Below are 24846 nucleotides of genomic sequence, written 5' to 3'. Positions count from 1 at the left end.
TTAGGTTCCAGTATCTTCGGATGTGTGAGTTCAAGTCTCACCTTCCGCACCATGTTCTCGATAAGAACTAAAATAATCGTACTGGATTGCTGGAGTATCGCCAAGCGGTAAGGCAGCGGGTTTTGATCCCGCCATTCCCAGGTTCAAATCCTGGTACTCCAGCCAACTTTCCTAAAGTTGAGGAATGAGCCTAGTGTCTCCAACTAGACGCTCTAATTAGGTTTCTTTAGGTAAAGTAAAAAATGCGGAAGTGGCGGAATTGGTAGACGCGCTGGATTTAGGTTCCAGTATCTTCGGATGTGAGAGTTCAAGTCTCTCCTTCCGCACCATTTTTATTATCTCACCTTTTATACATCACCATAGTCTAAGCACTACTTGCTTATCGCGACCACCTATAAGCATCTATAGAGTTCATTTAATAAAAAAATCCGGCACGACTGCAAGATGGCGATTGATCTAATGACCAATCGCGTACTTTAGTACCCAATCTTTTATCGGCCCAGCCTGGTTTGCCGCGCGTAAAAATAGATTACGCCCCCATTTTAATGGCCCACTCTCATTAGAGAACCCCCAATAACATGCATCCATTGTGCTCATCATGGCCAAGTTGGCATAACGGCGCGCTTGCCAATAACGCTGCAATGAAATATCAATGGGGTTGTCATTTTGTAACTGTGCACTGAGCGCCACTACATCAGCAAAGCCGAGATTGACCCCCTGCCCTGCCAACGGGTTGATGGTGTGAGCGGCATCCCCGATTAACACGCAGCGTCCTTGAACATAGCGCTGAGCATGGGCTCTGGTAAGCGGAAAAACCGCCACAGACTCAATATCAAAATCACCTGGCAAGCTTGGGAAATGAGTAATAATCTCTTGTTTCAGTTGCTCTTTTGGTAAAGCCTTTAAACGAGCTAAGTGATCACCGTGGTGATACCAAATCAAGTTGGCATAAGGCGCCTGCATGGGTAGAAACGCCACTGGCCCGGTGCGCTGAAATTGTTGCCAAGTACGCACCTGCTGCGGGGCATCAAGCTTAACCAATATGCCCATACAATGTTGCTGATATTGCCACCCCTCAATACCTATTCCTAACATCGAGCGTACAGCGGAACGCCCGCCATCGGCAGCAATGAGTAGATCGCCTTGATACTGCTTTGCCCCTAAGGTCAGTGTTACTTGCTCACCGTCATCGTCAATCGCACTTATTGGCTCAGCACTTTCGATAGCTGTAATATCGTACTGTGTGAATTGTTGCCATAACGCTGCTTGAATCACGTTGTTTTCAATGAGGTGACCTAAATGGGTTAAACCCAGTTGTTCGGCGGAAAATAATAAACGCGCGTTAGGCTTTTCAAACGCTTCTAACTCAGTGTACGCAGCGCTACGCGTCGCTTTAATCGTCGCCATAGCTCCGAGTTCATCAAGCAATCGCTCGGAGGCACGATTTATCGCTGAGACACGAATATCAACACGGCTGTGTTGCAAATCAGTAGTGACATCTGGAAAGTGGCGCTCAAATACCGTCACCTTCATGCCTTGTTGCGCCAGCTTAATGGCACAAGCGGCTCCGACCATACCGCCACCGACGATTAGCACATTTTTTACACTCATGGCCTATTGCCTCTAAATGCTTCAATATTATGGTGATTGTAACTCAGTTAAGGCAATGGTGGCAGTCTAAGCGCAGGCTAAAGCATGTTGCTTTGATGTCATCCTGTGTCACAGTGTAAATATCAAATCTATACTTGGCTCATAGCGCGATAGCATATAAAATACGCGTCCTTTAGGCGAAGCTCGGGCCATTAGTCCAACCCAAAGCTCTGTCGTGCATTATCTACCGGATTGAAAGCGAGGCATTATCTCAATGAGTAAAAAGCTGCATATAAAAACCTGGGGTTGTCAGATGAATGAATATGACTCCCAGAAAATGGCCGATCTACTTGATGACACCAATGGTTATCAGTTGACCGAAGAAGCCAGCGATGCGGATGTCATTTTACTTAACACCTGCTCAATCCGTGAGAAGGCACAAGAAAAAGTATTCCATCAACTTGGCCGCTGGAAACTGCTCAAAGAGCAAAATCCCGATTTAGTTATCGGTGTCGGTGGCTGCGTGGCCTCACAAGAGGGTGATACCATTCGCCAACGTGCGCCTTTCGTAGATATCGTGTTTGGCCCGCAAACATTGCACCGCTTGCCTGAAATGATTCAACAAGTGCAGGCAAAAGAAGGGTCGGTGGTTGATATCACTTTTCCTGAAATCGAAAAGTTTGACCGTTTGCCAGAGCCCAAAGCAGAAGGACCCAGTGCCTTTGTATCGATCATGGAAGGCTGTTCAAAATACTGCACGTTCTGCGTGGTGCCCTACACTCGTGGCGAAGAAGTAAGCCGCCCTCTGGATGATGTACTTTTAGAAGTTGCGCAACTGGCTGAGCAAGGTGTGCGTGAAGTGAACCTACTGGGTCAAAACGTTAACGCATATCGTGGCGAGACGCATGATGGCGAAATCTGTTACTTTTCTGACTTACTGCGTTATGTTGCCGCTATTGATGGTATTGATCGCATTCGCTACACGACCTCGCACCCTGTTGAGTTTACACCTGATATTATTGATGCCTATGCTGATGTACCTGAGTTAGTTGATCACTTGCACTTGCCAGTACAAAGTGGTTCAGACCGCGTGTTAAATCTAATGAAGCGTGGCCACACGGCCATTGAATATAAGTCGACTATTCGCAAGCTGCGTAAGATTCGCCCTAATATCAGTATGAGCTCAGACTTTATTATCGGCTTCCCAGGCGAGACCACCGAAGACTTTGAAGCAACAATGAAGCTTATCAACGACATCGGCTTTGATATGAGCTTTAGCTTTATTTACAGTGCCCGCCCTGGTACACCCGCAGCAGACTTGCCCGATGACGTCAGCGAAGACGAGAAAAAGCAGCGTCTATACATTTTACAAGATCGCATCAACCAAATGGCACAGAAAATCAGCCGTGATATGTTTGCTACTGAGCAGCGTATTTTGGTGGAAGGCCCTTCGAAAAAGAACCCTATGGAGCTGCGCGGACGCACCGAAAACAACCGTGTAGTTAACTTCGAGGGTCCACATTCTGTGATCGGCCAATTTGTTGATGTCCGTATTACTGAAGCGTTGCCTAATTCACTGCGTGGAGAGCTGCTGCGCACTGAAGATGAAATGAATCTACGTCGCGATGTAGCGCCGAGCGACATTCTTGCCAAAGCACCGAGCGAGCCGCAAGCCAATGACATAGGCGTCGGTACATTCACCCCGAATTAAAATAATCGTGCGCTGCGTTTACGCAGCGCCAAGCAACAGGAAGCAACTTTGAGTAACCAGCTGAAGAATATCGATATATACTTAGAACCGTCAGACAATGCCCGCCTTTCTTCTTTGTGTGGACCCTTCGACGAAAATATTAAGCACATCGAGCGTCGTCTGGGAGTTGAAATTGCACACCGCGAAAACCTCTTTAAAGTCACCGGCAAGCCGCACACTGCAAAAGCTGCCGGGGAAATTCTAAAAAATCTTTACGTAGATACGGCCCCTGTTAAAGGTAAGCAAAAAGAGATCGAACCTGAACACGTGCACTTAGCCATCACCGAAGCTGATGTGCTCGAACAAGAGCAGCCCAGTGTGTGGGGTAAAGAAGTGTTCATTAAAACCCGCCGTGGCGTCATCAAACCGCGTAACCCCAATCAAAGTCAGTATGTGGCTAATATCTTAAATCACGACATTAGCTTCGGTATTGGCCCAGCAGGGACCGGGAAAACTTACTTAGCCGTAGCCGCTGCCGTCGATGCCCTTGAACGCCAGGAGATTCGCCGTATTCTATTGACCCGCCCGGCGGTTGAGGCAGGTGAAAAACTGGGCTTTTTACCTGGTGACCTCACCCAAAAAATCGACCCTTACTTGCGCCCGCTTTATGATGCTTTATTTGAAATGCTTGGCTTTGAGAAGGTTGAACGACTCATAGAGAAAAACGTTATCGAAGTGGCTCCTTTGGCGTATATGCGTGGTCGCACTTTAAATGACGCTTTTATCATTCTTGATGAGAGCCAAAATACCACAGTGGAACAAATGAAGATGTTCCTAACCCGTATTGGCTTTAATTCAAAAGCGGTGGTCACCGGTGATATTACTCAGGTCGACTTGCCTCGCGGCGCGCGCTCAGGCCTGCGTCATGCAATTGAGGTGCTCAGTGATGTTGAGGCTATCAGCTTTAACTTTTTCCAAGCTCATGATGTGGTGCGCCACCCCGTGGTCGCTGCTATTGTTGAAGCTTACGAAAGCCATGATGAAGCACAGCGCGCCAAACGTGCCGCTAAAGAGCAAAACAAAAAAGAGTCTGACTCATGACCACCACTGTCGATCTGCAACTTGCTTGTGAATTTGATAACTTACCGAGCGCTGAGCAATTTCAGCGCTGGGCCGCGTTGGTGCTTGATGAGCTTAAGCCCAACAGCGAAATCACTATTCGCATCAGCGATGCAGAGGAAAGCCAAAGCCTCAACCATAGTTACCGAGGCAAAGATAAACCGACCAATGTTTTATCTTTTGAGTTCGATGCCCCCCCAGGTGTAGAGCTACCCTTAGTTGGGGATTTGATTATTTGCCCCGAAGTGGTATATCGTGAGTCTTTGGAGCAGCAAAAAAGCTTTCATGACCACTTTGCCCACATGGTAGTACACGGGTGCTTGCATTTACTTGGCTATGACCATATAAATGACGCTGATGCCCAAGAAATGGAAGCGATTGAAAAACGCCTGTTGGCAACCATTGATATCAGCGACCCATACAGGGATGATGAGTGTTAATCCCAATAGTGAGGCTCTGCTCACTATCGGAATTAATTCAACTTGGAGCGCATAAAGCTAATGAGCGACGAAAACTCGCATAGTAGAGAGGGTTCTTCTGGAAAATCGTGGATGGATCGCATCACCCAGATGTTCCAAGGAGAACCCCAAAATAAGGAAGAATTGGTTGAAGTCATCTCAGATGCGCAAGAACGCGATCTGATTGACCCTGAGACCAAAGAAATGATGGAAGGCGTATTGGGTGTGTCGGAGCTGAAAGTGCGCGACATTATGATCCCACGCTCACACATGATCACCTTAGATGTAGATAAACCACTGTTCGATCAACTACCGATGATGATCGAGTCCTCGCACTCGCGCTTTCCGGTGGTGTGTGAAGACAAAGACCACGTCGAAGGTATCTTATTGGCCAAGGACTTATTGCCATTACTGATGGAAAAAGAGGCCGCCTTACCAAACCTACGCGATATGCTCCGCCCGGCGGTAGTCGTCCCGGAAAGTAAGCGGGTTGATACGCTACTGAACGAGTTTCGCCAACAGCGCTACCATATGGCGATTGTTATCGACGAATACGGTGGTGTGTCTGGCTTAGTGACCATTGAAGATATTCTCGAAATCATTGTCGGCGAGATTGAAGACGAGCATGATGATGAAGACGAAAGTAAAGCCATCCGTAAGGTTTCTAAGCACGTTTATTCTGTACAGGCTCTGACGCCTATTGAAGAATTTAACGACGTGTTTAAAACCGATTTCAACACCAGCGAAGCCGATACCATTGGTGGTATTGTGTTACATGCCTTCGGCCATATGCCTGGGCGCGGTGAAATCATAGACATTGATCCTTTGCAGTTTAAGGTCACAAATTCCGACAGCCGTCGTATTTTGCAGCTGCAAGTTACCTTGCCGAAATCGAGCGATGGCGAAGATACTGACGCGGCTTAAACAGCAATTTAGTGATAAAAAAACATGGCTGGCACTGGTTGCCGGCCTTGTTTTAACCTTTGCTTACGCCCCTTTCGGGGTCTGGCCTTTAGCTTTTTTTAGTATTGCAGCACTGTGTTACTGCAGTTATCAGGCACCGGTCAAACAAGCGGCTTGGTACGGATTTATCTTTGCCATCGGCTGGTTTGCTGCGGGAATAAGCTGGGTGCACGTCTCCATAGCCCAGTTTGGTGGTATGCCACTGCCCGCCTCCATTGCCATTATGGCCTTACTGGTGGTGTATTTAGCACTTTACCCTGCATTGGCACTGGCACTCACTGCGTTTATACACAAACACAGCGGCGCTTGGCTGGCTCCGCTGTTAATCAGCTTTGCCTTCAGCGAATGGCTGCGCGGCACACTACTAACCGGCTTTCCTTGGTTATCACTGGGCTACACCCAAACCGATTCGCCAGTAAATATTCTCGCGCCGGTGGTGGGTGAATTTGGCTTAAGTGTGCTAGTGCTGGCCGTGGGTTATGGCCTTTATCGTTTATTTTATGCCAAGGTCTGGCACCCTCTTGTGGCAACGCTCGCCGCAGGCGCCCTGGTTGTAGCCCTAGCCACAGTATTCAATTATAACCAGTATTCTGGCAAACAGCTGGATGTGGCCTTAGTGCAAGGCAATATCAAGCAAAGCATGCGCTGGCAACCCGAGAACTTCTGGCCCACTATGCTCAAGTACCAAGATATGACGCGCCTACATTGGGATGCCGATCTGGTGGTGTGGCCTGAGGCGGCGATCCCCGAGCTTGAACAGTTAGCTGGGGAATACCTCACATCGTTAGATAAGGCTGCGGTATTTAACGATACTGCGCTTATCACCGGCATCGTCGACTATCAATATGATACCCGCAATGTTTACAACACCTTAGTGGTGGTGGGTAAAAAACAACAAGACAGCAGCGACGGTCAGTACCGCTACCTCCATAAAAACCGCTATCGCAAACATCAGTTACTGCCTATTGGCGAGTTTGTACCTTTTGAAGACTTACTACGTCCTTTGGCACCGCTGTTTGACTTGCCAATGTCGAGTTTTAGTCGCGGTGAACGCGTGCAAGATAATTTGATTGCCAACGGCTACCATATCCTTGCCGCTATCTGTTACGAAATCGCCTTTCCCGATTTAGTCAGAGATAATTACCGCAGTGATTCGGATATCCTCTTTACCGTGAGCAATGATGCCTGGTTTGGCGACTCTCACGGACCTCATCAACATATGCAAATCTCACGCATGCGCGCGCTCGAGCTGCAGCGTCCACTGGTACGAGTGACTAATACTGGGGTGACTGGCGTGTATGACCCGATTTCGCAATCACAACTTAGCCTTGCGCAATTTGAAGCGGATGTACTACGCGCTGATGTCCGCTTGATCTCTGGCGACAGCCTATACGCGCAGTATGGTCGTTGGCCTACGTGGCTAGCGCTGCTGTGCTTGCTGGGTCTGAGTCTGTATTATTCTAGAAGAGTTAAAAAAAGCGCCTAACGGCGCTTTTTTTATTGCTTGTGACCCTTCCTAAATAGCGTTGACACTTTTCAAACTTAATTTGGAGAGTGTAATGAAATCAAATAGCAAACGAACTCAACGAGATTATTCCCTCGCTTTTAAATTGGCAGTAGTAGACCAAGTTGAAAAAGGCGAACTCACCTACAAACAGGCCCAAGAGCATTACGGGATCCAAGGGTGTTCAACAATTTTAGTTTGGCTTCGTAAGCATGGTCGTCTAGATTGGATGAATGGAACACCTAAGTTTCTAAAACGAGGCAATTTCGTGGATAAACCTAAAGAAGAACTGACCCCCGAACAACGAATCAAAGCCCTAGAGAAGGAGCTTGCTGATACAAAAATGAAAGCCGATTTCTTTGAAGCTGTTGTGAATGTTCTTGAAAGTGACTATGGAGTCAGCGTTGTAAAAAAGCGCAAAGGAAAGTCATCCAAGAAAACGTAATAGAGGGGGTTTCCGTTACCAAAGCTTGTCGTTACCTGAATATCTCTCGTCAGGCTTACTATCAGCACGGTGCTCGCTTGCTCAAGCGCGAAGAGCATGAGGAAATTGTTATTAATTTCGTCCAACATGAACGGATGATTCAACCTCGCATTGGAACAAGGAAGCTTCAGTACCTACTCGCACTTGTTGATATAAATATTGGTAGAGACCACCTTTTTAATTTACTAAGAACAAGGCGGTTGCTTGTGCCATCCAAGCGCGCTTATCACAAAACAACGCACAGCCATCACCGATTTCGTTGTCACCCCAATCTTATAAAATCAGGCTTTAAAGCAGAGAAACCCAATCAGCTATGGGTCGCCGATATTACTTATCTACCAACGCAAACTGGGGAGAGTTACCTGAGTCTCATAACAGATGCCTATTCACGGAAGATTGTGGGCTATCAGGTTGACGATAACATGCGTACTCAATCAGTGAAGAAGGCATTTACTCACGCACTTAAACACAAAAGCACGGATGAAAAGCTCGTACATCATTCAGATAGAGGGATGCAGTATTGCTCACAAGAATACCAAAACATCCACAGGAAACACGATGTGCAATGCTCAATGACGGATGGTTACGACTGCTACCAAAATGCTCTTGCCGAGCGGGTAAATGGGATCCTGAAAAACGAGTACTTAGTGCATAAACCAAGAGATTTAGAGGAAGCGAGAAAGATGGTTGCCGAGTCAGTGGCGATCTATAATAAAAGACGCCCACACCTGGCTCTAAAATACAAAACGCCCGATGAAGTACATCAGGCGCTTTAATCAAAATAAGTGTCAACTTATTTCAGGACTAGTCATTGTCGAGGTAATCAAACACCAAATTGGTCATCGCTTTGACCCCTAATGGCAACGCTTTCTCGTCGATGTAAAAGTGCGGCGAGTGGTTGCTTGGCGCCGTTTTGGCATCCTGATCCTTTGGCGTCACTCCCAAAAAGAAGAACAGTCCAGGGGTTTCCAGGGCATAGTAGGAGAAGTCTTCAGCGCCGGTGATCAAATCTGTAGTGATGACATTGTCGCTGCCTGCGGCCTGTTGCAGCGTGGGGGTCATCATGTTTGTTAACTGCGGATCATTCACGGTGACCGGGTAACCATGGTCGATATGGATATCAGCCTTTGCCCCGGCTGCCTGGGCGGTTAACTCCACGGTTTTTTGCAAGCGCTGCTTGATGTCGGCGCGCATTTGCTGATCAAAGGTGCGAATAGTGCCCACCATCTCCACCTCATCAGGGATAATATTACTGCGTACCCCACCATTGATGGCACCAAAAGAGATCACCGAGGGCGCTTTGGTGACATCGACTTGGCGCGAAGCAATGGTTTGTGTAGCCATAATGATTTGGCTAGAAGCGACAATGGGATCGACTCCATTCCAAGGTCGTGAACCATGAGTCTGACGACCTTTGACCTTGATGTTAAATGAGTCCTCACTGGCCATCAACGGTCCTGAGCGAAAACCAATTTGCCCAGTATTGAGTGATGAGGTGACATGCAAACCAAACACCGCCTCAGGCTTTTGCGCAAATAAGCCTTCTTTAAGCATCAGTTCGGCACCGCCCTGCTCTCCCTCAGGAGCGCCTTCTTCCGCTGGTTGGAACACAAACAGTATTTCCCCAGCTAGTTCAGACTTTGACGCCACCAAGGACTCAGCCACAGCCATAAGGATAGCGACATGGGCATCGTGACCACAGGCATGCATCACCCCCACTTTTTGACCACGGTAAGTGGCACTCTGCTGCGAAGCAAAAGGCAAGTCTACTTGCTCGGTCACAGGCAGTGCGTCCATATCCGCACGCAAGGCAATCAAGGGTCCCGGTTTATCACCCTTGAGCCTGGCTACCACCCCGGTATGAGCCACGCCGGTTTCCACCTCAAGGCCCAAGCTTTGTAAGTGTTCGGCCACGTACTGCGCGGTCTTAAACTCACGGTTACTCAATTCCGGATATTGATGAATATGACGTCGCCAAGTGATCACCTTATCGGCAACCTGTTCATTGGCTTGTTGAATTTGTTGGTCTAAATCAGCGGCCGCAACGCTTGATGTGACACTAAACATACCTGCCAGCAATAGCGCTTGGCCTAAAACCGAAAGCTTTGTCATGGATTGTTCCCCTGTTGAATAATGGTCGGTGCTTACACCTGGATATTAACGCTAATGTAACACTTAGGTGAAAAACAGTGGGTTGCGACCAATGACATAAAAAAGCCTGCGCGAAGGCAGGCTATATTCATGAGCTTAATTATTGGCGCGCTGCCAAGGCCCGCCATTGATGGGGTCGTCACCTTGTGTCCACCATTTAGCCTGATACAGGACACCATTTTTGCTGGCTTGGTCACCCCCGACGTAGATAGTCGCCGCATCCCAAGTGTTCGCCCCATCACCGGGTGCAGGGTCTACCGGATCGCTTGGCGGTGTCGGCTCGCTTTGGCCGCCACTGTCAATAAGTTGCCAAGGCCCACCATTCAGAGGGTCATCACCTTGAGTCCACCACTTGGCCTCATAGATTTGCCCACCTTGGCTCACTTGCTCACCTTGTACATAGACCGTTGCTGCATCCCACGCAGCAACACCATCCACAGGCGGCTCTGTGGGCGGCTCACTCGGCAAGCTGTCGCTAACGCGCACTTGCGGCCAGCCGGCATGAGACTGATAGAAGTTAGTAACACATTTCTCATAGTCACCGGGGACCAAGGCCGAATAAGCCGTTTGATAACCTACTAACTTACATTCGAAGGAATAGCCACCGGGGCGGTCGGCATAATAGCCCCAATCACCCTCCCAATTGGTGTATAACACATCTGTCGCGCCCTCAAGATTAAGACTGCCATAAGGGGTTTGTTGCCAACAGGTGTCCTCTTCGTCACTTTCTATAACGATATTGTAGTGATGAGCGAGGCCCTGCCAATAACGAATGCGATTGACTGGTTGGCCCTTATATTTATTTTGCTCGCCGCACTCTATACCACCATTGATAACATTAATGGTGGTGCCAAAGCCATAACCAATCCCGGCATTACGCTCACGCTGCGACGGCACCCAGGTACGGTCAATCACGTGTAACATTGCCGGTTTCGGGGCTTGCGGAGTGAGGAAAAACCAAATTGCTGAAGCCAAGTTTAACCACGAGTCTGCCACTAACGCCGGGTTATTTAGCAATACGGTGGCGTCACCATCGAACATGACTTCTGAGAATGCGCCGTAGTTAAAATGATAAGAGAGCTGTTTTGCGCCGCGACCAAAGTAGCCCTGACCCGGGGCGCACGGCCAACGACGGTTTTGCCAATCATTTTGACCGCAGCCTGTGGTATAACCCTCTTCGCCCTCGGACCACCCCATTTCTCGCACATGCACCAACGCTTGTTGCCACTCCTCTAACCCCATGGGATTGTCAGAGACGTTGTCTTTACTGATATGACCGCCAGTTTCTTGAGCGAAGTGAGCAAAGGCTGTGACTATTGAGCGTTTGCAAATGGCATCGGCATCGCGACCATCGCTATAGTCGCCACAAAACGCGGGAAATTTGCCTATTGCTCTTAAAAATCGCGTGTAGGTGTACTCTGGTGCCGCCATTTGCGTAAGAAAGTCCCACTGCTGCTGTGGAAATACCCGCTGTGCACGCTGCACGTTTTCGGGGTTTGTGGCGCTCCCTGGGACAATAGCTTCAACCACGGCATTGTCGCGAGTACGCAGTGCTTGCGCCCACACTTGATACATAGGATCGGCTGTTTTCGCCGCTGCCATGGCTTCAACATCAGCTTTGGCGACGACATAGCCCTCGGGGTTGTGTGGATCGGGTTGTACATTAATGGCGTGGGCCGCTGTGGAGACGGCTGCGCTGATCCCCAGCACGGTGAATAGTTGTGTTGTTGTAGACATATTTGACTCATTTTTTCGTTGTAAGACCGACCAGCTGCTCATGCACTGATCACTGAGCCCTCCCACCGTTTATTGTTGCCACAAAGACAGCGTTGTCAAATATATTTTTACATTGTATTTTCAATTTTACTTATATAGGGGACATGAAATTGACGGGGCACACGCTAAATCAGCTACGCTGACCTAGCGTATTTACAACAGTTTAGTTAACAGCAATAAGCTCAACGTCGAAGATTAACAAGCTTGCTGGGGCGATATTCCCCACCCGGCGGTTACCATAGGCTAGTTTGGCTGGAATATACAGCGTGGCCCGCTCTCCAGCATGCATGGCAAGCAACCCTTGCTGCCAGCCACTGATCACTTGGTTTAATTTGAAGGTTAGGGGTTGGCCTCGTTTCTGGGAGTTATCGAATTCGCTGCCATCGAGCAATGTGCCCCGATAGTGCACCGTTACTTTCGACTTAGCGCTTGGCTGCTCACCAGCCTGATTGCGAGTATGCCACAGCATTTGCACCCCACAGTCAAGCTCCACAACCCCTTCTTTGTGTTTGTTCTCGGCCAGAAATTGCGCCTCGGCATCGCCATTTTCTGCTGCCGCCGCTTGATTGCGCCGATGGCCGCGAAAGGTCAGTACCAACAACACGACAATGGCGAGAATTAATAACGCATTAATCATCCTTTTCTTCCTCACCAGCAACAATATCAGCAATGGCCCGTAGGCGTTTCATGGCTAAGTCGTGCAAGCTTCCTTCGGGATATTGGCCCTGATGAAATTGCCCGCATTGCTTACCAGTTAGCAGACTGAGGGCTTCATCGACACTCGAAACTGGATAAATATGGAACTTCCCCTGCTCAACGGCACTTATTACCTCTTGGTTGAGCACCAGGTTCAAACAATTTGACTTAGGAATAATGACCCCTTGGTGAGTATCTAAACCGCGCATTTGGCAAAGTTTGAAGAACCCTTCAATCTTTTCGTTAACACCGCCAATAGCTTGCACTTCACCGCGTTGGTTGATTGAACCAGTCAGTGCAATGCCTTGCTTTATTGGCACTTGGGTAATACTTGAGACCAAAGCACACAACTCAGCCAGCGAGGCACTGTCACCATCGATATAGCCATAGCTTTGCTCAATTGCGATGTTGGCACTGAGAGTCAGGCTGAAATCCTGCGCGTATTTATTACCTAAGTAGCCGGTTAGCAACATGACGCCTTTTGAGTGAATAGACTTACCCAGTTCGGCTTCGCGCTCAATATCAATCACCCCATCACTGCCTGCATAAACCGAGGCGCTCATGCGCGCCGGAGTGCCAAATGAGGTATCACCTACGTGCAACACCGTAAGGCCATTTACAATGCCGACTGCCTCGCCTTGTGTATCAATGAGAATGTGTCCTTCACGAATATCACTCAGCATGTTTTCGCTCATTTGCCCAGTGCGATACTCTTTCCCAGCAATTGCTTCTTCTACGTGGGCAGCTAGGATCTGTTCACTGCTGTCTTGACGAGCATAAAAGCTTGCTTCAGCCACTAACTCAAGTACATCGGCAAAACGTGCTGACAACTTTTGTTGATGCTCAGCCTGGCGGTGGCTGAAACGCAACAGCAGTGCCATCGCCTCATTATTAGGCTCAATTTTCAGCTTTTCTCGACAGTACTCAATCACTTTAGTGATAAATTGATATTGGTATTTATCTGAGCCTGGAAGGTAATAATCAAAATCAGCCAGAACGCGAAAATGCTCGGCAAACTCTTCGTCGTATTCATTGAGGGTGTAATACAAATCCCGAGAACCCAGTAAAATCACTTTTACATCCAGCGGGATCAATTGCGGTCGTAAGGTGAAGCTGCTACCTACCGAGCTGTCTTGGTAAGGTAAATCATTTTTTATCTGATGTGTTTTTAATGATAGTTTTAAGCCGTCCCACACTTGCGCGTTGGTCATCACTTTTTCCGCATCCATAATCAGATAACCACCATTGGCACGGTGCAGTGCGCCAGGCTGAATGCTGCGATAACTGGTTACCAGCGACCCTTGCGATGTTGAATATTCTATTTTGCCAAACAGATTACCAAAGGTCGGATTAGGCTCATAAATAACTGGCGCAGGGTCATCTTCTTTAAAAGACACCAATAAATTGGGAGCAAAGAATTCGGTGAGCATCTCATCACGATCATACTCATCTTTGTTATCTTCACTGCCTTGCTCTTCATCAAGCCACTCGAGTACCGTATCGACCAATTCTGAGCGTAAATCTTTTAAGTAACGCAACACCCCAACATGGGTGGCATACTTGTGCTCAAGCTCACGTAAAAGCGGTTTTATCGCCGCTTCGGCGGTGCTTTTCTTCAGCTTGCGCAATGCCTCGCTAGACTCGCGCTTCCACTTTGGCAGCTCAATAAGGGCATCAATTAATGCGTCTTCAAGCTCTGCGATAGCGTCAAGAAAGCGCTCTTGCGTGGGCTCATCAAGGGCGCTGAACTGCTCATCACTGAGGCGCTGATTGTTGACGATTGGCACAAAACCTACGTTATTTTCATCCTCGATCAACTCGACACTGCGGGCATTGGCCAAGTCTTCCACCGCAGCCAACGCATCCTCGTACTTATCTTCAAATTCACGATCAATGGACTTTTTCTTGCGTTGGAACCCAGGATTATCAAACGCAGCCGGAAAGGTATCGAGAATCTCATCCAGCAAGGCATCAATATCGTCGACTAGGACTTGCCCCTCGCCCGGATTCATTAACAAGGCAATAGGCTCGCGGTGATCATCGTAATTATTAACATAGAGCCACTCACGCGGCGTTTCGCGCTCTTTGGCATGTTGTTGCAGCTTATGCTGCACTAACGTAAAGCGCCCTAACGCTGGCTCTCCCATCACATAAGCATTGTATCCAGGAAGCTGCATACCCAGGGCAAATTCCAAAGCACTGTCGGCACGCTGTTGACCGATAAAAGGTAAGTCCTCGGGATAGGGATGCGCTAAACAAGTGCGCACATGATTTGCTGAAATTTGTGGGGCCAACGCATTGGCACTAAGAGGAGTAACACCGTTATTGCTTTTATCTTTCATTCGACACATCTTGTAGTGGGCCCGATTGAAGGGCCCCAATTATTATCCGCTGAGCACTGCGTTATGGCTGCAGTGCCTGACGGCTGAAGTGAATGCCTTCGCATTGACTGCAAGGCTGAATCTCACTGGCGTGGTAAATATCCACCTGATGGTGGCAATTCTGGCACACTAAGGTGCCCATGGCTATCCATTCTCCAGCGTGATACACGCCTTTATGCTTAAAGTCTTGGCTAAGCGCTTGCCACTCCAATTGTGACTTATCTTCGATATGTGATAACTCGAACCACAGCGACTCCTTAAGTTCTTGCCATGCTAGCTCGTTATAGTGTTTCTCGTGTTCAATGAGGTGGTCGATGTCGCGCTGTAAATATTGTTTATATTGCTCGTACTTGTCTTTACTCAGCTCCTGCAAAGCCTGCTTGGACTCCATAAAGGAGGACACCATGTCTTTCACTTCATGCTCTTTCACATCTTTGAGCCAATCACTAAATTGACCCAACCATTGACGATAATCTGCCATGTTCGCTCCTTTTGAATTTAACAGCCTCTCTCTTTGTAACTATAGCCCGCTTACCAACAATTCAATAACAGCGATAAAAAAGCCTTTGCCTTGCTGTGATTAGATATCGATTTGGGGTATGCTATCGGCAAATTTGTCATCATTTTGCAAGAAGTCTGGAATAGTAGATGCAAGAGCAATATAACCCGCAGGAAATAGAAGCTAAGGCCCAGTCATACTGGGAAGAAAACAAGGTTTTCCAAGTTCGTGAAGACGACTCAAAAGAGAAGTTTTACTGTCTGTCCATGTTCCCCTACCCGAGTGGTCGACTGCACATGGGTCACGTGCGTAACTACACCATTGGTGACGTTGTTTCTCGCTTCCAGCGCTTGCAAGGTAAAAATGTTATGCAACCCATGGGTTGGGACGCCTTTGGCTTGCCGGCAGAGAATGCCGCAATTAAAAACAACACCGCCCCAGCCAAATGGACCTATCAAAATATTGATTACATGCGTAACCAGCTCAAACTATTAGGCTTTGGTTACGACTGGGACCGTGAGATTGCCACCTGTCACCCAGATTACTACAAGTGGGAGCAATGGTTCTTCACTAAGCTGTACGAAAAAGGCCTAGTGTACAAAAAAATGTCCACTGTTAACTGGGACCCTGTCGATCAGACTGTTTTGGCAAACGAGCAGGTGATTGATGGTCGTGGTTGGCGCTCTGGTGCTGTGGTTGAGCAAAAAGAAATTCCGCAGTGGTTTATTAAAATCACCGACTACGCACAAGAATTATTAGATGATTTAGACAAGCTTGAGCACTGGCCTGAGCAAGTTAAAACCATGCAGCGCAACTGGATTGGCCGCTCTGAAGGCGTCGACATCACCTTCAAACGCGCCGATAACCAAGGCGAATTCAGCGTCTACACGACACGCCCCGATACCTTCATGGGTGTTACCTATGTGGCTGTTGCCGCAGGCCACCCTATTGCTCAAGAAGCTGCGAAGAGTAATGCCGATGTTGCGGCGTTTGTTGAACAGTGTAAAAACACTAAAGTAGCCGAAGCCGACGTTGCCACCATGGACAAAAAAGGCATCGCCACGGGTCTGAACGCAGTTCACCCGCTAACCGGTAAAGAAGTGCCGATTTGGATAGCTAACTTTGTGTTGATGGACTACGGCTCAGGTGCAGTTATGGCAGTACCAGGACACGATCAACGTGATTTTGAGTTTGCGTCAGCATACGGTCTAGAGATCAAGCAGGTTATTGCTGCCAATGAAGGTGACGAGTGTGATTTATCCAAAGCCGCTTACACAGAAAAAGGCACGCTCATCAATTCTGGTGAATTCGATGGTCTGGATTTTGATGCCGCCTTTAATGCCATTGCCGATAAATTAGCTGAACTTGGCGTGGGTGAGCGCAAGGTTAATTTCCGCCTGCGCGATTGGGGTGTTAGCCGCCAACGCTATTGGGGTTCACCCATCCCTATGTTGAATAAAGAAGATGGCAGCGAACTGGCAGCGCCAGAAGATATGCTACCGGTGCGCCTACCAGAAGATGTGGTGATGGACGGCGTTACTTCCCCTATTAAATCAGACCCTGAATGGGCCAAGGCAAGCGTCAACGGTGAAACCGTGTTCCACGAAACCGACACCTTCGATACCTTTATGGAGTCATCTTGGTACTACGCTCGTTATTGCAGCCCGCGTTACGACGAAGGCATGCTTGAGCCAGGTGCAGCTAACTATTGGCTGCCAGTCAACCAGTATATCGGCGGTATTGAACACGCAATTTTGCACCTGCTTTATGCGCGTTTCTTCCACAAATTATTACGTGATTTTGGCTTGGTCGACTCTGATGAGCCATTTGAGCGTCTACTTTGCCAAGGCATGGTACTGGCCGACACCTACTTCCGCAAAGACGAAAAAGGCGGTGATATTTGGTTCTCACCCAGTGATGTCGAAGTAGAAACCGATGACAAAGGCCGTATCATTAAAGCTTGGCACAAGGATGATGGTCAACCGGTTGAAAGCGCCGGCATGAGCAAGATGTCTAAGTCCAAGAACAATGGCATTGACCCACAAACGGTAATCGACCAATACGGTGCCGATACCGTGCGTTTGTTTATGATGTTTACAGCGCCACCAGAGCAAACACTGGAATGGTCTGACTCCGGTGTTGAAGGCGCGCATCGCTTTATCAAACGGGTATACAAGTATGCCTATGATGTGAAGCAAGCGGGCTTTGTTGAGCTAGATGTTGCCAGTTTGACGAAAGCGCAAAAAGAACTGCGTCGCGAGTTACACAAAGCCATCGCTAAAATCACTGATGATTTAGCCCGTCGCCAAACTTTCAATACCGCCATTGCAGCGGTAATGGAACTATCAAACAAGCTGATCAAGGCACCATTAGCTGATGACGGTGACAAGGCCGTAGCCAATGAAGCGTTAGAAGCAATGCTGATTATGCTGGCACCGATTACCCCACACCTATCACATCAGTTGTGGCAAGACCTTGGTAAGCCTGGCGATATCCTTGACGCCCAATGGCCTGTTGCCGATGAATCAGCCATGGTTGAAAGTGAGAAACTGGTGGTAGTTCAAGTCAATGGTAAGGTCCGCGCGAAGCTGACTCTAGCGGCCGATGCAGATCAGCAGGCCGTTGAGCAAGCCGCCTTTGCAGATGCCAACGTACAGAAGTTCACCGATGGACTCACCGTGCGTAAAGTCATCTACATTAAAGGCAAAGTGCTTAATGTGGTGGCGAACTAAGATGTTCGCTGCCAGTGCACTACGCCATAGCCTAGTGATCAGCTGCTTAGTATTATTAAGCAGCTGTGGTTTTCACCTTAAAAAGGCCTCGGATCTGCCGCAAGATCTCATGACTTTGGAAGTCAACGCCAGCGATCCTAATTCAGCTCTGTATGAGCAACTATTGAGTGAACTTGCACGCAGTAATGTGCAGGTCAATAAAGGGTTGCGCGCTAACTCTCCGATGTTAAGACTCACCTCCGACCGCCTAGATAGACGAACACTGTCGCTGTTTAAAAACGGTCAGGTCGCAGAATACGAGCTTATTTACTCGGTGTCCTACACGCTTAAGCGAGCAGGTGAAGACCCTATCGAGCAATATTTTGAGCTTTACCGCAATTACCAAGACGATCCAGACAATGCCTTAGCTAAAGCCAATGAAATGACGATTTTGTTGGAGGAGCTACGTAAACAGGCGAGTCGCCGCATTGTTAGGGAGTTAGCACAGCTCTAATGCGCATCTACGCGGATCAACTGGCACAGCAACTATCCCGTGGGCTGGCACCTTTTTACATGGTGTTTGGCGATGAGCCCTTTCAAGTTGATGAGTGTATCCGCCATATTCGCCAAAATGCGCGCCAACAAGGCTTTGATGAGGTCATTAAACTCACCGCCGGGGCGCAATTTGACTGGCAAGAGTTAGACGGCCACTACCACAGCCTGTCGCTATTTAGCTCCCGCACCTTGATAGAATTAGACTTAAACGGCCAAAAGCCAGGGAAAACCGGCGCCGAGCACCTTAAGCAATGTGCACAAGGCGTGAATCCTGATTGCATTATTGTGATCCGTGGCATGAAAGCATCGCAAGATGTCCAGCGTTCAGCCTGGTTTAAAGCGCTTGATAAAGAAGGCATCTTTGTCCCCTGCTACCCGCTAACCGGCAATCACTTACGGCGTTGGCTTGATAACCACTGTCAACGTCTAGGTCTTAATCTTGAAGGCGATGCTAAACAGGTGCTGCTCGATACCACAGAGGGGAACCTCTTGGCCTGTCACCAAGAGCTAGAAAAGCTGGCTTTGCTGTACGCAAATAAAGCCATTGATGGGCGCACCCTCACAGGCATGTTATTGAATCAAAATAAGTTTGATATTTTTGATTTGGCTAATGCGGTACTTGGTGGCGAGGGTGACAAAGCGATGCAGGTGTTGGCACGACTACAAAATGATAACACCGAGCCCACCGCCATCGCTTGGGCTCTTGGCAAGGAAGCGCAGCAACTCCTCACACTCGCAGAGTTGCGCCATCAAGGACAGGATTTTAATAGCGCGTGTAAAAAACTGGGGATTTGGAAGAATCAGCAACCTTTGTATCAAAGAGCCTTGCAGCGCTTAGACATGGCACGTATGGAGCAACTTTGTGATTTACTCAGTGATTTTGATAGCCAGTTTAAAAGCGGCAAGTTATCTTCACCCTACCCCATGCTTGCACACATCAGTATGAGCTTCTGTCGCACCTTACCATTTTCTGCGCCTATTTTTTCGGAGTAAATATGCTTCTGTTCGGCGGTACGTTTGATCCGGTTCATATCGGCCATCTTAATATGGCTAATCAGTGCTTAAATCACTTCAATAGTGAGCAACTATTTTTTATGCCCAACCGCGTCCCTGCTCACAAGCAGGCGAGCAACATCAGTAATGACGACAAACTGGCTATGTTACGCTTAGCCATCGCCTCCGAGCCGCGCTTTAAAATCGATGAGCGCGAGCTGCATCGTGAAGGACCATCCTACTCACTACTGAGCCTACAAGAGTTACGTGAAGAGCTGGATAGTGCCGGTAATCACCAAGAGCCAATACTCTTTTTGATGGGCTTGGACTCATTCAACAGCTTTGATTCGTGGCATCAATGGCAGCAAATTACATCTTTGTGTCATTTAGTGGTCTATCAGCGTCCACAAGAGCGCCTTGATTTATCCGCCACACTCACACAATACTTATCACAGCATCAGTGTCAGCAAGGGGCGGCGCTCAATAACCAACGCAGCGGGCTTGTTTACTTTTTACCCGGTCCGCAGCTGGCGGTTTCATCCTCCGAGGTGCGCGCCAAATTGCAACGTCAGCAGCCTTGTGAGGAACTGCTTACGCCGTCCGTGTACCAATATATCCGCGATAAGCGCCTGTATATAGGTTGATAATAGTGGTAAAATACGCCGCTTAGAAAGCTTTAACTAACTTAGAGAGTGCATTTTGCAAACCAACAATCTTCTTGATTTTGCATTAGATAAAATTGACGATATGAAAGCGCGTGACGTCATTACCTTAGACGTTCGCGACACATCGAACATTACTGATTTCATGGTTGTCTGTTCGGGTAATTCCAAACGCCAAGTTCAATCCATCGCCCAACACCTTGCCAAAGAGGCCAAGGAACATGACTTAGATGTGATAGGCATGGAAGGACAAGACATCGGTGAATGGGTATTGGTGGACTTAGGTGACGTGGTCGTGCATGTAATGCAAGATGAGACTCGTGACTTTTACCAACTCGAGAAGCTCTGGGGTTAACGGTGAAAATCCAACTGGTCGCTGTGGGGACCAAAATGCCATCTTGGGTAGAGACAGGGTTTAGCGAGTATCAACGCCGGTTTCCCAAGGACATGGCTCTAGAGCTGATTGAAATACCCGCTGGTAAACGCGGCAAAAATGCCGATATCAAACGTATTTTACAGCAAGAAGGTGAGCGCACCTTAGCGGCCATTCCAAAGGGAAATCGTATTGTTACCTTAGAAGTGACAGGCAAAGCGATGGACACGCACCAGCTTGCTAAGGCCATGGAAAAGTGGCAACTCGATGGTCGTGATGTCAGTTTGCTTATCGGAGGCCCAGAGGGGCTAGCTCCCGAGTGCATTGCCCGCAGCGAGCAAAAGTGGTCGTTATCGAATTTGACCTTGCCTCACCCGCTGGTTCGCATTATCGTAGCGGAAAGCCTATATCGAGGCTGGAGCTTAAATAACAATCACCCCTATCACCGAGAATAGCCGTTTTTATGCTGCGTAAACGCACTCCTATCCGCGATCATTCCGCCGAGGCCAATTTGTTTGCGCGCCGTTCTTTTACGGCTTTTATTTTTGTTCTTATTCTGGTCGCCATTTTAATTTCGAATCTCTACAACCTACAGGTGGTAGCGCACAAAACCTATCAAACCCGTTCCAACGATAACCGAATTAAAGTATTGCCTGTGGCCCCTAACCGAGGCTTAATTTACGATAGGAACGGCACTTTGCTGGCCGAGAACAAGCCGGTTTATAACCTTGAGGTGATCCCTGAACAGGTGGATGACCTAACACAATCGCTGGACGATATTAGCGCGTTACTCAATATTAGCGAGCAGCAACGTGCAGAGTTTCTCGACGATATCCGCCACAACCGTCGGTTCCAAAGCCAGGTGCTAAAAAGCCGTTTGAATGACAAAGAAGTAGCGCTATTTTCCGTAAACCAACATAAATTCCCAGGATTCAGTGTCGAGGCCCGCTTAGCCCGGTACTACCCCTTCGGTGATACCCTCACTCATGCTCTTGGTTATGTTGCCAAACTGAATAAAAAAGAGCTAACCAACTTGGAAGCGCAAGGCTTGGCCACCAATTATCGCGCCACCCGGGATTTCGGTAAGCTCGGGCTTGAGAAGTTTTATGAGTCGCAGTTACATGGTCAGGTAGGCTCGCAATCGGTGGAGATTAATAACCGAGGCCGAGTATTACGTCGCGTTGAGGAAACGCCTCCGGTGCCCGGTAAAGATTTAATGCTGACCCTCGATATTGGGCTGCAGCAAATCGCGCAAATGACATTAAAAGATAAACGTGGTGCCATTGTCGCGTTAGATGCAAAAACGGGAGGCATCTTAGCGCTGTACTCTAACCCCAGCTATGACCCTAACTTGTTCGTTCACGGTATCAGCTCAGCTAATTACAAAGCCCTGCTTAACCCCGATAGACCGCTTATAAATCGTGCTACCCAAGGCCGCTATGCCCCGGCGTCAACCATCAAACCACATATGGCGATTTTTGGCTTAGAGCAGGGGTTGGTGACCGAAGAAACAAAAATGTGGGACCCTGGCTTTTTCCAAATTCCCAACGTTGAACACAAATGGCGCGACTGGAAGCGCTGGGGTCATGGCCATGTCGACGTTTATAAAGCCATAGAAGAGTCATGCGATACTTACTTTTACGATATCGCATATCGTGCTGGCATAACCAAAATTAGTAATTTTATGGCGCAGTTTGGTTTTGGCGATTTATCCGGTATTGATATCCACGAGGAAACGACGGCTATTTTGCCTTCCAAGGAGTGGAAAGAAGACCGTTTTCGCGAGTCTTGGTGGCGTGGCGATACGATTTCTGTAGGAATCGGTCAAGGGTATTGGACAGCAACCCCGATTCAAATTGCTAACGCCGTCAACATCATGGCCAATCGCGGCGTACACAATCCGCCCCACCTAGTTCATCAATTACGCCGTGATAGCGATATTACCACCGTTAATGACGACGAAAAGCCACCGGTAAAATTACAAAAGCCTGAGCATTGGCAAATTGCCTTAGATGCCATGCATAATACCGTGAAAAAAGTCACAGGTACGGCGCATAAGGCATTCAAAGGGACTAATTATGATCCAGCCGGTAAAACGGGTACCGCACAGGTGGTGAGTATTGCCCAAGGCGAGCGTTACGACGCTGATAAGCTCAAAGAGCGCCATCGTGATAACGCCATTTACGTTGGTTTTGCTCCTTTTGACGACCCGCAAATCGTTGTCACAGTCATTGTTGAAAACAGTGGCGGTGGCAGCTCGGTGGCCGCTCCAATCGCCCGCGAGGTAATGGACTACTATTTCCTTGCGAACCCCATTGCCAGCGAAGTACAGGATGAATCGCAATGACGCCATTACATCAGCACAACTCTTTATGGCAACGCGTGCATATCGACCTGCCACTGTTTTTAGCCTTGCTAGCCATGATGTTCGCAAGCTTGTGCATCGTCTACAGTGCTAGCGGCCAAGATTGGAATATGATGATGCGCCACGGCACCCGGATGGGAGGCGCTCTAGTGGCTATGTTAGTGTTTGCACAGGTCTCTCCACCTACGTTAAAGCGTGTTGTTGTGCCTTTATATCTGATGGGCACCTTGATGCTTATCGCGGTGTTGTTTGTCGGTGTCAGTTCCAAGGGCGCGCAGCGCTGGCTCGACATTGGTATTCGTTTTCAGCCTTCAGAGATTATGAAGCTTGCGGTGCCCATGGGCGTTGCTTGGTATATTGGCCGCAATCATCTGCCGCCTCGCTTGGGGCATTTGTTTATCGGGCTGGTTATCGTCATGGTGCCCACTTTGCTAATTAAAGAACAACCAGACTTGGGGACATCTATTCTGATCGCCAGCTCGGGGATTTTTGTGTTGTTTCTGGCCGGTGTAAGCTGGAAGCTGATTGGCTCTTTGGCTGTGCTCGTTGGCGCCGGCGCTCCCTTATTTTGGCACTATGGTATGCACGCCTATCAAAAGCAGCGAGTCCTTACTTTCTTAAACCCGGAAAGCGACCCCCTCGGTGCTGGCTACCATATTATTCAGTCAAAAATCGCCATTGGCTCGGGCGGCATAGAAGGCAAGGGCTGGTTGCAAGGCACCCAATCACAGTTGGAGTTTTTACCCGAGCGTCATACCGACTTTATCTTCTCAGTATTGAGTGAAGAGTTTGGCCTAATTGGCGTGTTAATCCTCTTAGGGGTGTATTTATTCATTATCGCTCGCGGCCTCTATATCGCCGTGAATGCCCAAGAAGCCTTTGGTAAGTTACTCGCAGGGGCTTTAACCCTAACTTTCTTCGTTTATGTGTTTGTCAACATCGGTATGGTGTCTGGATTATTACCTGTCGTAGGCGTCCCCTTGCCACTGATCAGTTATGGCGGCACCTCAATGGTGACTCTGATGGCGGGTTTTGGCATTATTATGAGTATTGCCACAGAAAAACGGATGTTAAATAAATAATGGCAGTTCGTGCGCTTTTTCTTACTCTTATAACACTTTTAATAAGTGCCTGTAGTACGCCTTCGGGGCGCTATCATATGCGCCATGATGCAGCACCTTTACGTCAACCTACCGCGCTGGAGCTGCAAGATGCAGTGATCACCGATGAACCCAAAAGTGCCGCTGCAAATCGTCCTTATGAAGTTCGTGGGCGCCATTATGTGCCTATTTTTGACGAACGAGGGTTTACACAGCAAGGGATTGCTTCGTGGTATGGCCGCAAGTTTCATGGCTATCACACCTCCAATGGCGAGACCTACAACATGTTCGCCATGACCGCAGCCCATAAAACCCTGCCCTTGCCCAGCTTTGTTCGAGTGACCAACCTCGATAACGGCAAAAGCGTGATCGTTCGCGTCAATGATCGCGGCCCGTTTCATGACGACCGGATTATTGATTTATCATACTCAGCGGCCTACAAACTCGGCTATCACCGCCAAGGTACAGCGCGGGTTAAGCTCGAAGCAGTTACCCTTGCCGACGCAAAACCTCGTACTAAGTATATTCAAGTCGCTGCGGGCTCAAAACTCGCCAATATTGAAGCATTGGCTTATCAATTGGAGCAGCAGTATCACGTACCAACGAATATAAAAAAGCAAAATGATGGAATTTTTCGCTTACGCTTAGGTCCAATAACTGATGAAAATCAGGCACAGTCGCTATTGAAGCAATTAAAAAGTGGCCAATTCGCCCAAGCTTTCTTGCTTTATGATGACCATGCCCTTTAAGATATTAACCAATTCGCATTTTCACCT

The 24846-nt window shown here is 48.3% G+C and carries 21 protein-coding genes and 2 tRNA genes; 17 read left to right on the top strand and 6 right to left on the bottom strand.

What is annotated here, in order from left to right; all coding sequences use genetic code 11:
* The first annotated feature begins 90 nt into the window (after positions 1-90).
* Positions 91-165, top strand: a tRNA-Gln gene (locus W04_RS13685).
* A 79-nt stretch (positions 166-244) separates the two neighbouring features.
* A tRNA-Leu gene (locus W04_RS13680) sits at positions 245-329 on the top strand.
* Between the two features lie 127 nt (positions 330-456).
* On the opposite strand, the gene W04_RS13675 is transcribed toward W04_RS13680, so the two are convergent.
* A complete protein-coding gene (locus W04_RS13675; protein WP_053911203.1) occupies positions 457-1611 on the bottom strand; it encodes an FAD-dependent oxidoreductase in 1155 nt (384 codons plus the stop codon).
* Positions 1612-1864: 253 nt separating this feature from the next.
* Between W04_RS13675 and miaB the strand changes: the two genes are divergently transcribed.
* From miaB to W04_RS13640, 6 genes are all read left to right on the top strand, one after another.
* Positions 1865-3301 carry a tRNA (N6-isopentenyl adenosine(37)-C2)-methylthiotransferase MiaB gene (gene miaB / locus W04_RS13670; protein WP_022944680.1) on the top strand — a complete coding sequence of 479 codons (1437 nt, stop codon included), beginning with the start codon at positions 1865-1867 and terminating at the stop codon, positions 3299-3301.
* Between the two features lie 48 nt (positions 3302-3349).
* Positions 3350-4381, top strand: a complete 1032-nt coding sequence (locus W04_RS13665; protein ID WP_053911202.1) for a PhoH family protein — start codon at positions 3350-3352, stop codon at positions 4379-4381.
* On the top strand, positions 4378-4839 hold the full coding sequence (gene ybeY, locus W04_RS13660; RefSeq protein ID WP_053911201.1) for an rRNA maturation RNase YbeY: 462 nt from the start codon (positions 4378-4380) through the stop codon (positions 4837-4839). Before W04_RS13665 ends, ybeY begins: the two co-directional genes overlap by 4 nt.
* Before the next feature lie 60 nt (positions 4840-4899).
* On the top strand, positions 4900-5781 hold the full coding sequence (corC, locus tag W04_RS13655; RefSeq protein WP_053911200.1) for a CNNM family magnesium/cobalt transport protein CorC: 882 nt from the start codon (positions 4900-4902) through the stop codon (positions 5779-5781).
* Positions 5756-7306: an apolipoprotein N-acyltransferase gene (lnt, locus tag W04_RS13650; RefSeq protein ID WP_053911199.1), complete on the top strand. Its 1551-nt coding sequence runs from the start codon at positions 5756-5758 to the stop codon at positions 7304-7306. Before corC ends, lnt begins: the two co-directional genes overlap by 26 nt.
* A 73-nt stretch (positions 7307-7379) precedes the next feature.
* A protein-coding gene (locus W04_RS13640) for an IS3 family transposase (RefSeq protein WP_373432706.1) occupies positions 7380-8584 on the top strand; the annotation gives its coding sequence in 2 pieces (ribosomal slippage) (positions 7380-7743 and positions 7743-8584; 1206 coding nt in all).
* A gap of 28 nt (positions 8585-8612) precedes the next feature.
* Here W04_RS13640 and W04_RS13635 read toward each other — a convergent pair.
* The 5 genes from W04_RS13635 to W04_RS13615 all read right to left on the bottom strand — a co-directional run bounded on the left by W04_RS13635 (position 8613) and on the right by W04_RS13615 (position 15293).
* The gene (locus tag W04_RS13635; protein WP_053911196.1) at positions 8613-9920 is read right to left on the bottom strand and encodes an amidohydrolase; all 1308 of its coding nucleotides are present in this window, start codon (positions 9918-9920) and stop codon (positions 8613-8615) included.
* 135 nt (positions 9921-10055) lie between these two features.
* Positions 10056-11696: a chitinase gene (locus W04_RS13630; RefSeq protein WP_053911211.1), complete on the bottom strand. Its 1641-nt coding sequence runs from the start codon at positions 11694-11696 to the stop codon at positions 10056-10058.
* A gap of 202 nt (positions 11697-11898) precedes the next feature.
* Complete coding sequence (locus W04_RS13625; protein ID WP_022946372.1) at positions 11899-12372, bottom strand: FKBP-type peptidyl-prolyl cis-trans isomerase; 474 nt, start codon at positions 12370-12372, stop codon at positions 11899-11901.
* Positions 12365-14773 (bottom strand): Lon protease family protein, encoded by a 2409-nt coding sequence (locus W04_RS13620; protein WP_022946373.1) that lies wholly within the window; start codon positions 14771-14773, stop codon positions 12365-12367. The genes W04_RS13625 and W04_RS13620 overlap by 8 nt, the downstream gene beginning before the upstream one ends.
* Before the next feature lie 61 nt (positions 14774-14834).
* A complete protein-coding gene (locus W04_RS13615; protein ID WP_022946374.1) occupies positions 14835-15293 on the bottom strand; it encodes a hypothetical protein in 459 nt (152 codons plus the stop codon).
* A 167-nt stretch (positions 15294-15460) separates the two neighbouring features.
* Between W04_RS13615 and leuS the strand changes: the two genes are divergently transcribed.
* Genes leuS through W04_RS13570 form a run of 9 tightly spaced genes read left to right on the top strand, consistent with a single transcriptional unit; the run spans position 15461 to position 24819 of the window.
* Positions 15461-18043, top strand: coding sequence for a leucine--tRNA ligase (gene leuS / locus W04_RS13610; RefSeq protein ID WP_053911195.1), 2583 nt, complete (start codon positions 15461-15463; stop codon positions 18041-18043).
* Position 18044: 1 nt separating this feature from the next.
* Positions 18045-18536, top strand: coding sequence for an LPS assembly lipoprotein LptE (lptE, locus tag W04_RS13605; protein ID WP_053911194.1), 492 nt, complete (start codon positions 18045-18047; stop codon positions 18534-18536).
* Positions 18536-19570, top strand: coding sequence for a DNA polymerase III subunit delta (gene holA / locus W04_RS13600; protein ID WP_053911193.1), 1035 nt, complete (start codon positions 18536-18538; stop codon positions 19568-19570). Before lptE ends, holA begins: the two co-directional genes overlap by 1 nt.
* Before the next feature lie 2 nt (positions 19571-19572).
* Positions 19573-20214 carry a nicotinate-nucleotide adenylyltransferase gene (gene nadD / locus W04_RS13595; protein ID WP_053911192.1) on the top strand — a complete coding sequence of 214 codons (642 nt, stop codon included), beginning with the start codon at positions 19573-19575 and terminating at the stop codon, positions 20212-20214.
* Positions 20215-20269: 55 nt separating this feature from the next.
* Positions 20270-20587, top strand: coding sequence for a ribosome silencing factor (gene rsfS, locus W04_RS13590; RefSeq protein ID WP_022946379.1), 318 nt, complete (start codon positions 20270-20272; stop codon positions 20585-20587).
* A gap of 2 nt (positions 20588-20589) precedes the next feature.
* Positions 20590-21060: a 23S rRNA (pseudouridine(1915)-N(3))-methyltransferase RlmH gene (gene rlmH, locus W04_RS13585; RefSeq protein ID WP_022946380.1), complete on the top strand. Its 471-nt coding sequence runs from the start codon at positions 20590-20592 to the stop codon at positions 21058-21060.
* 8 nt (positions 21061-21068) lie between these two features.
* Complete coding sequence (mrdA, locus tag W04_RS13580) at positions 21069-22952, top strand: penicillin-binding protein 2 (protein ID WP_045979816.1); 1884 nt, start codon at positions 21069-21071, stop codon at positions 22950-22952.
* Complete coding sequence (gene rodA / locus W04_RS13575; protein ID WP_022946382.1) at positions 22949-24052, top strand: rod shape-determining protein RodA; 1104 nt, start codon at positions 22949-22951, stop codon at positions 24050-24052. Before mrdA ends, rodA begins: the two co-directional genes overlap by 4 nt.
* Positions 24052-24819, top strand: a complete 768-nt coding sequence (locus tag W04_RS13570) for a septal ring lytic transglycosylase RlpA family protein (RefSeq protein ID WP_045979817.1) — start codon at positions 24052-24054, stop codon at positions 24817-24819. The genes rodA and W04_RS13570 overlap by 1 nt, the downstream gene beginning before the upstream one ends.
* The last annotated feature ends 27 nt before the right edge of the window (positions 24820-24846 follow it).

It is taken from the genome of Pseudoalteromonas sp. SW0106-04, assembly GCF_001293805.1.
GTDB lineage: Bacteria > Pseudomonadota > Gammaproteobacteria > Enterobacterales > Alteromonadaceae > Pseudoalteromonas > Pseudoalteromonas ruthenica.
The sequence above is the reverse complement of the archived record's forward strand: the minus strand, read 5'-3'. Positions and strand labels throughout refer to the sequence as shown.

What these genes read in the sequence shown, in the direction of transcription:
- corC (WP_053911200.1), top strand. Translation starts at nt 4,900, where the DNA reads ATGAGCGACGAAAACTCGCATAGTAGAGAGGGTTCTTCTGGAAAATCG.
- W04_RS13625 (WP_022946372.1), bottom strand. Translation starts at nt 12,372, where the DNA reads ATGATTAATGCGTTATTAATTCTCGCCATTGTCGTGTTGTTGGTACTG.
- nadD (WP_053911192.1), top strand. Translation starts at nt 19,573, where the DNA reads ATGCTTCTGTTCGGCGGTACGTTTGATCCGGTTCATATCGGCCATCTT.
- miaB (WP_022944680.1), top strand. Translation starts at nt 1,865, where the DNA reads ATGAGTAAAAAGCTGCATATAAAAACCTGGGGTTGTCAGATGAATGAA.
- W04_RS13635 (WP_053911196.1), bottom strand. Translation starts at nt 9,920, where the DNA reads ATGACAAAGCTTTCGGTTTTAGGCCAAGCGCTATTGCTGGCAGGTATG.
- mrdA (WP_045979816.1), top strand. Translation starts at nt 21,069, where the DNA reads ATGCTGCGTAAACGCACTCCTATCCGCGATCATTCCGCCGAGGCCAAT.
- W04_RS13615 (WP_022946374.1), bottom strand. Translation starts at nt 15,293, where the DNA reads ATGGCAGATTATCGTCAATGGTTGGGTCAATTTAGTGATTGGCTCAAA.
- lptE (WP_053911194.1), top strand. Translation starts at nt 18,045, where the DNA reads ATGTTCGCTGCCAGTGCACTACGCCATAGCCTAGTGATCAGCTGCTTA.
- holA (WP_053911193.1), top strand. Translation starts at nt 18,536, where the DNA reads ATGCGCATCTACGCGGATCAACTGGCACAGCAACTATCCCGTGGGCTG.
- leuS (WP_053911195.1), top strand. Translation starts at nt 15,461, where the DNA reads ATGCAAGAGCAATATAACCCGCAGGAAATAGAAGCTAAGGCCCAGTCA.
- W04_RS13570 (WP_045979817.1), top strand. Translation starts at nt 24,052, where the DNA reads ATGGCAGTTCGTGCGCTTTTTCTTACTCTTATAACACTTTTAATAAGT.
- lnt (WP_053911199.1), top strand. Translation starts at nt 5,756, where the DNA reads ATGGCGAAGATACTGACGCGGCTTAAACAGCAATTTAGTGATAAAAAA.
- W04_RS13675 (WP_053911203.1), bottom strand. Translation starts at nt 1,611, where the DNA reads ATGAGTGTAAAAAATGTGCTAATCGTCGGTGGCGGTATGGTCGGAGCC.
- rodA (WP_022946382.1), top strand. Translation starts at nt 22,949, where the DNA reads ATGACGCCATTACATCAGCACAACTCTTTATGGCAACGCGTGCATATC.
- W04_RS13630 (WP_053911211.1), bottom strand. Translation starts at nt 11,696, where the DNA reads ATGTCTACAACAACACAACTATTCACCGTGCTGGGGATCAGCGCAGCC.
- W04_RS13620 (WP_022946373.1), bottom strand. Translation starts at nt 14,773, where the DNA reads ATGAAAGATAAAAGCAATAACGGTGTTACTCCTCTTAGTGCCAATGCG.
- ybeY (WP_053911201.1), top strand. Translation starts at nt 4,378, where the DNA reads ATGACCACCACTGTCGATCTGCAACTTGCTTGTGAATTTGATAACTTA.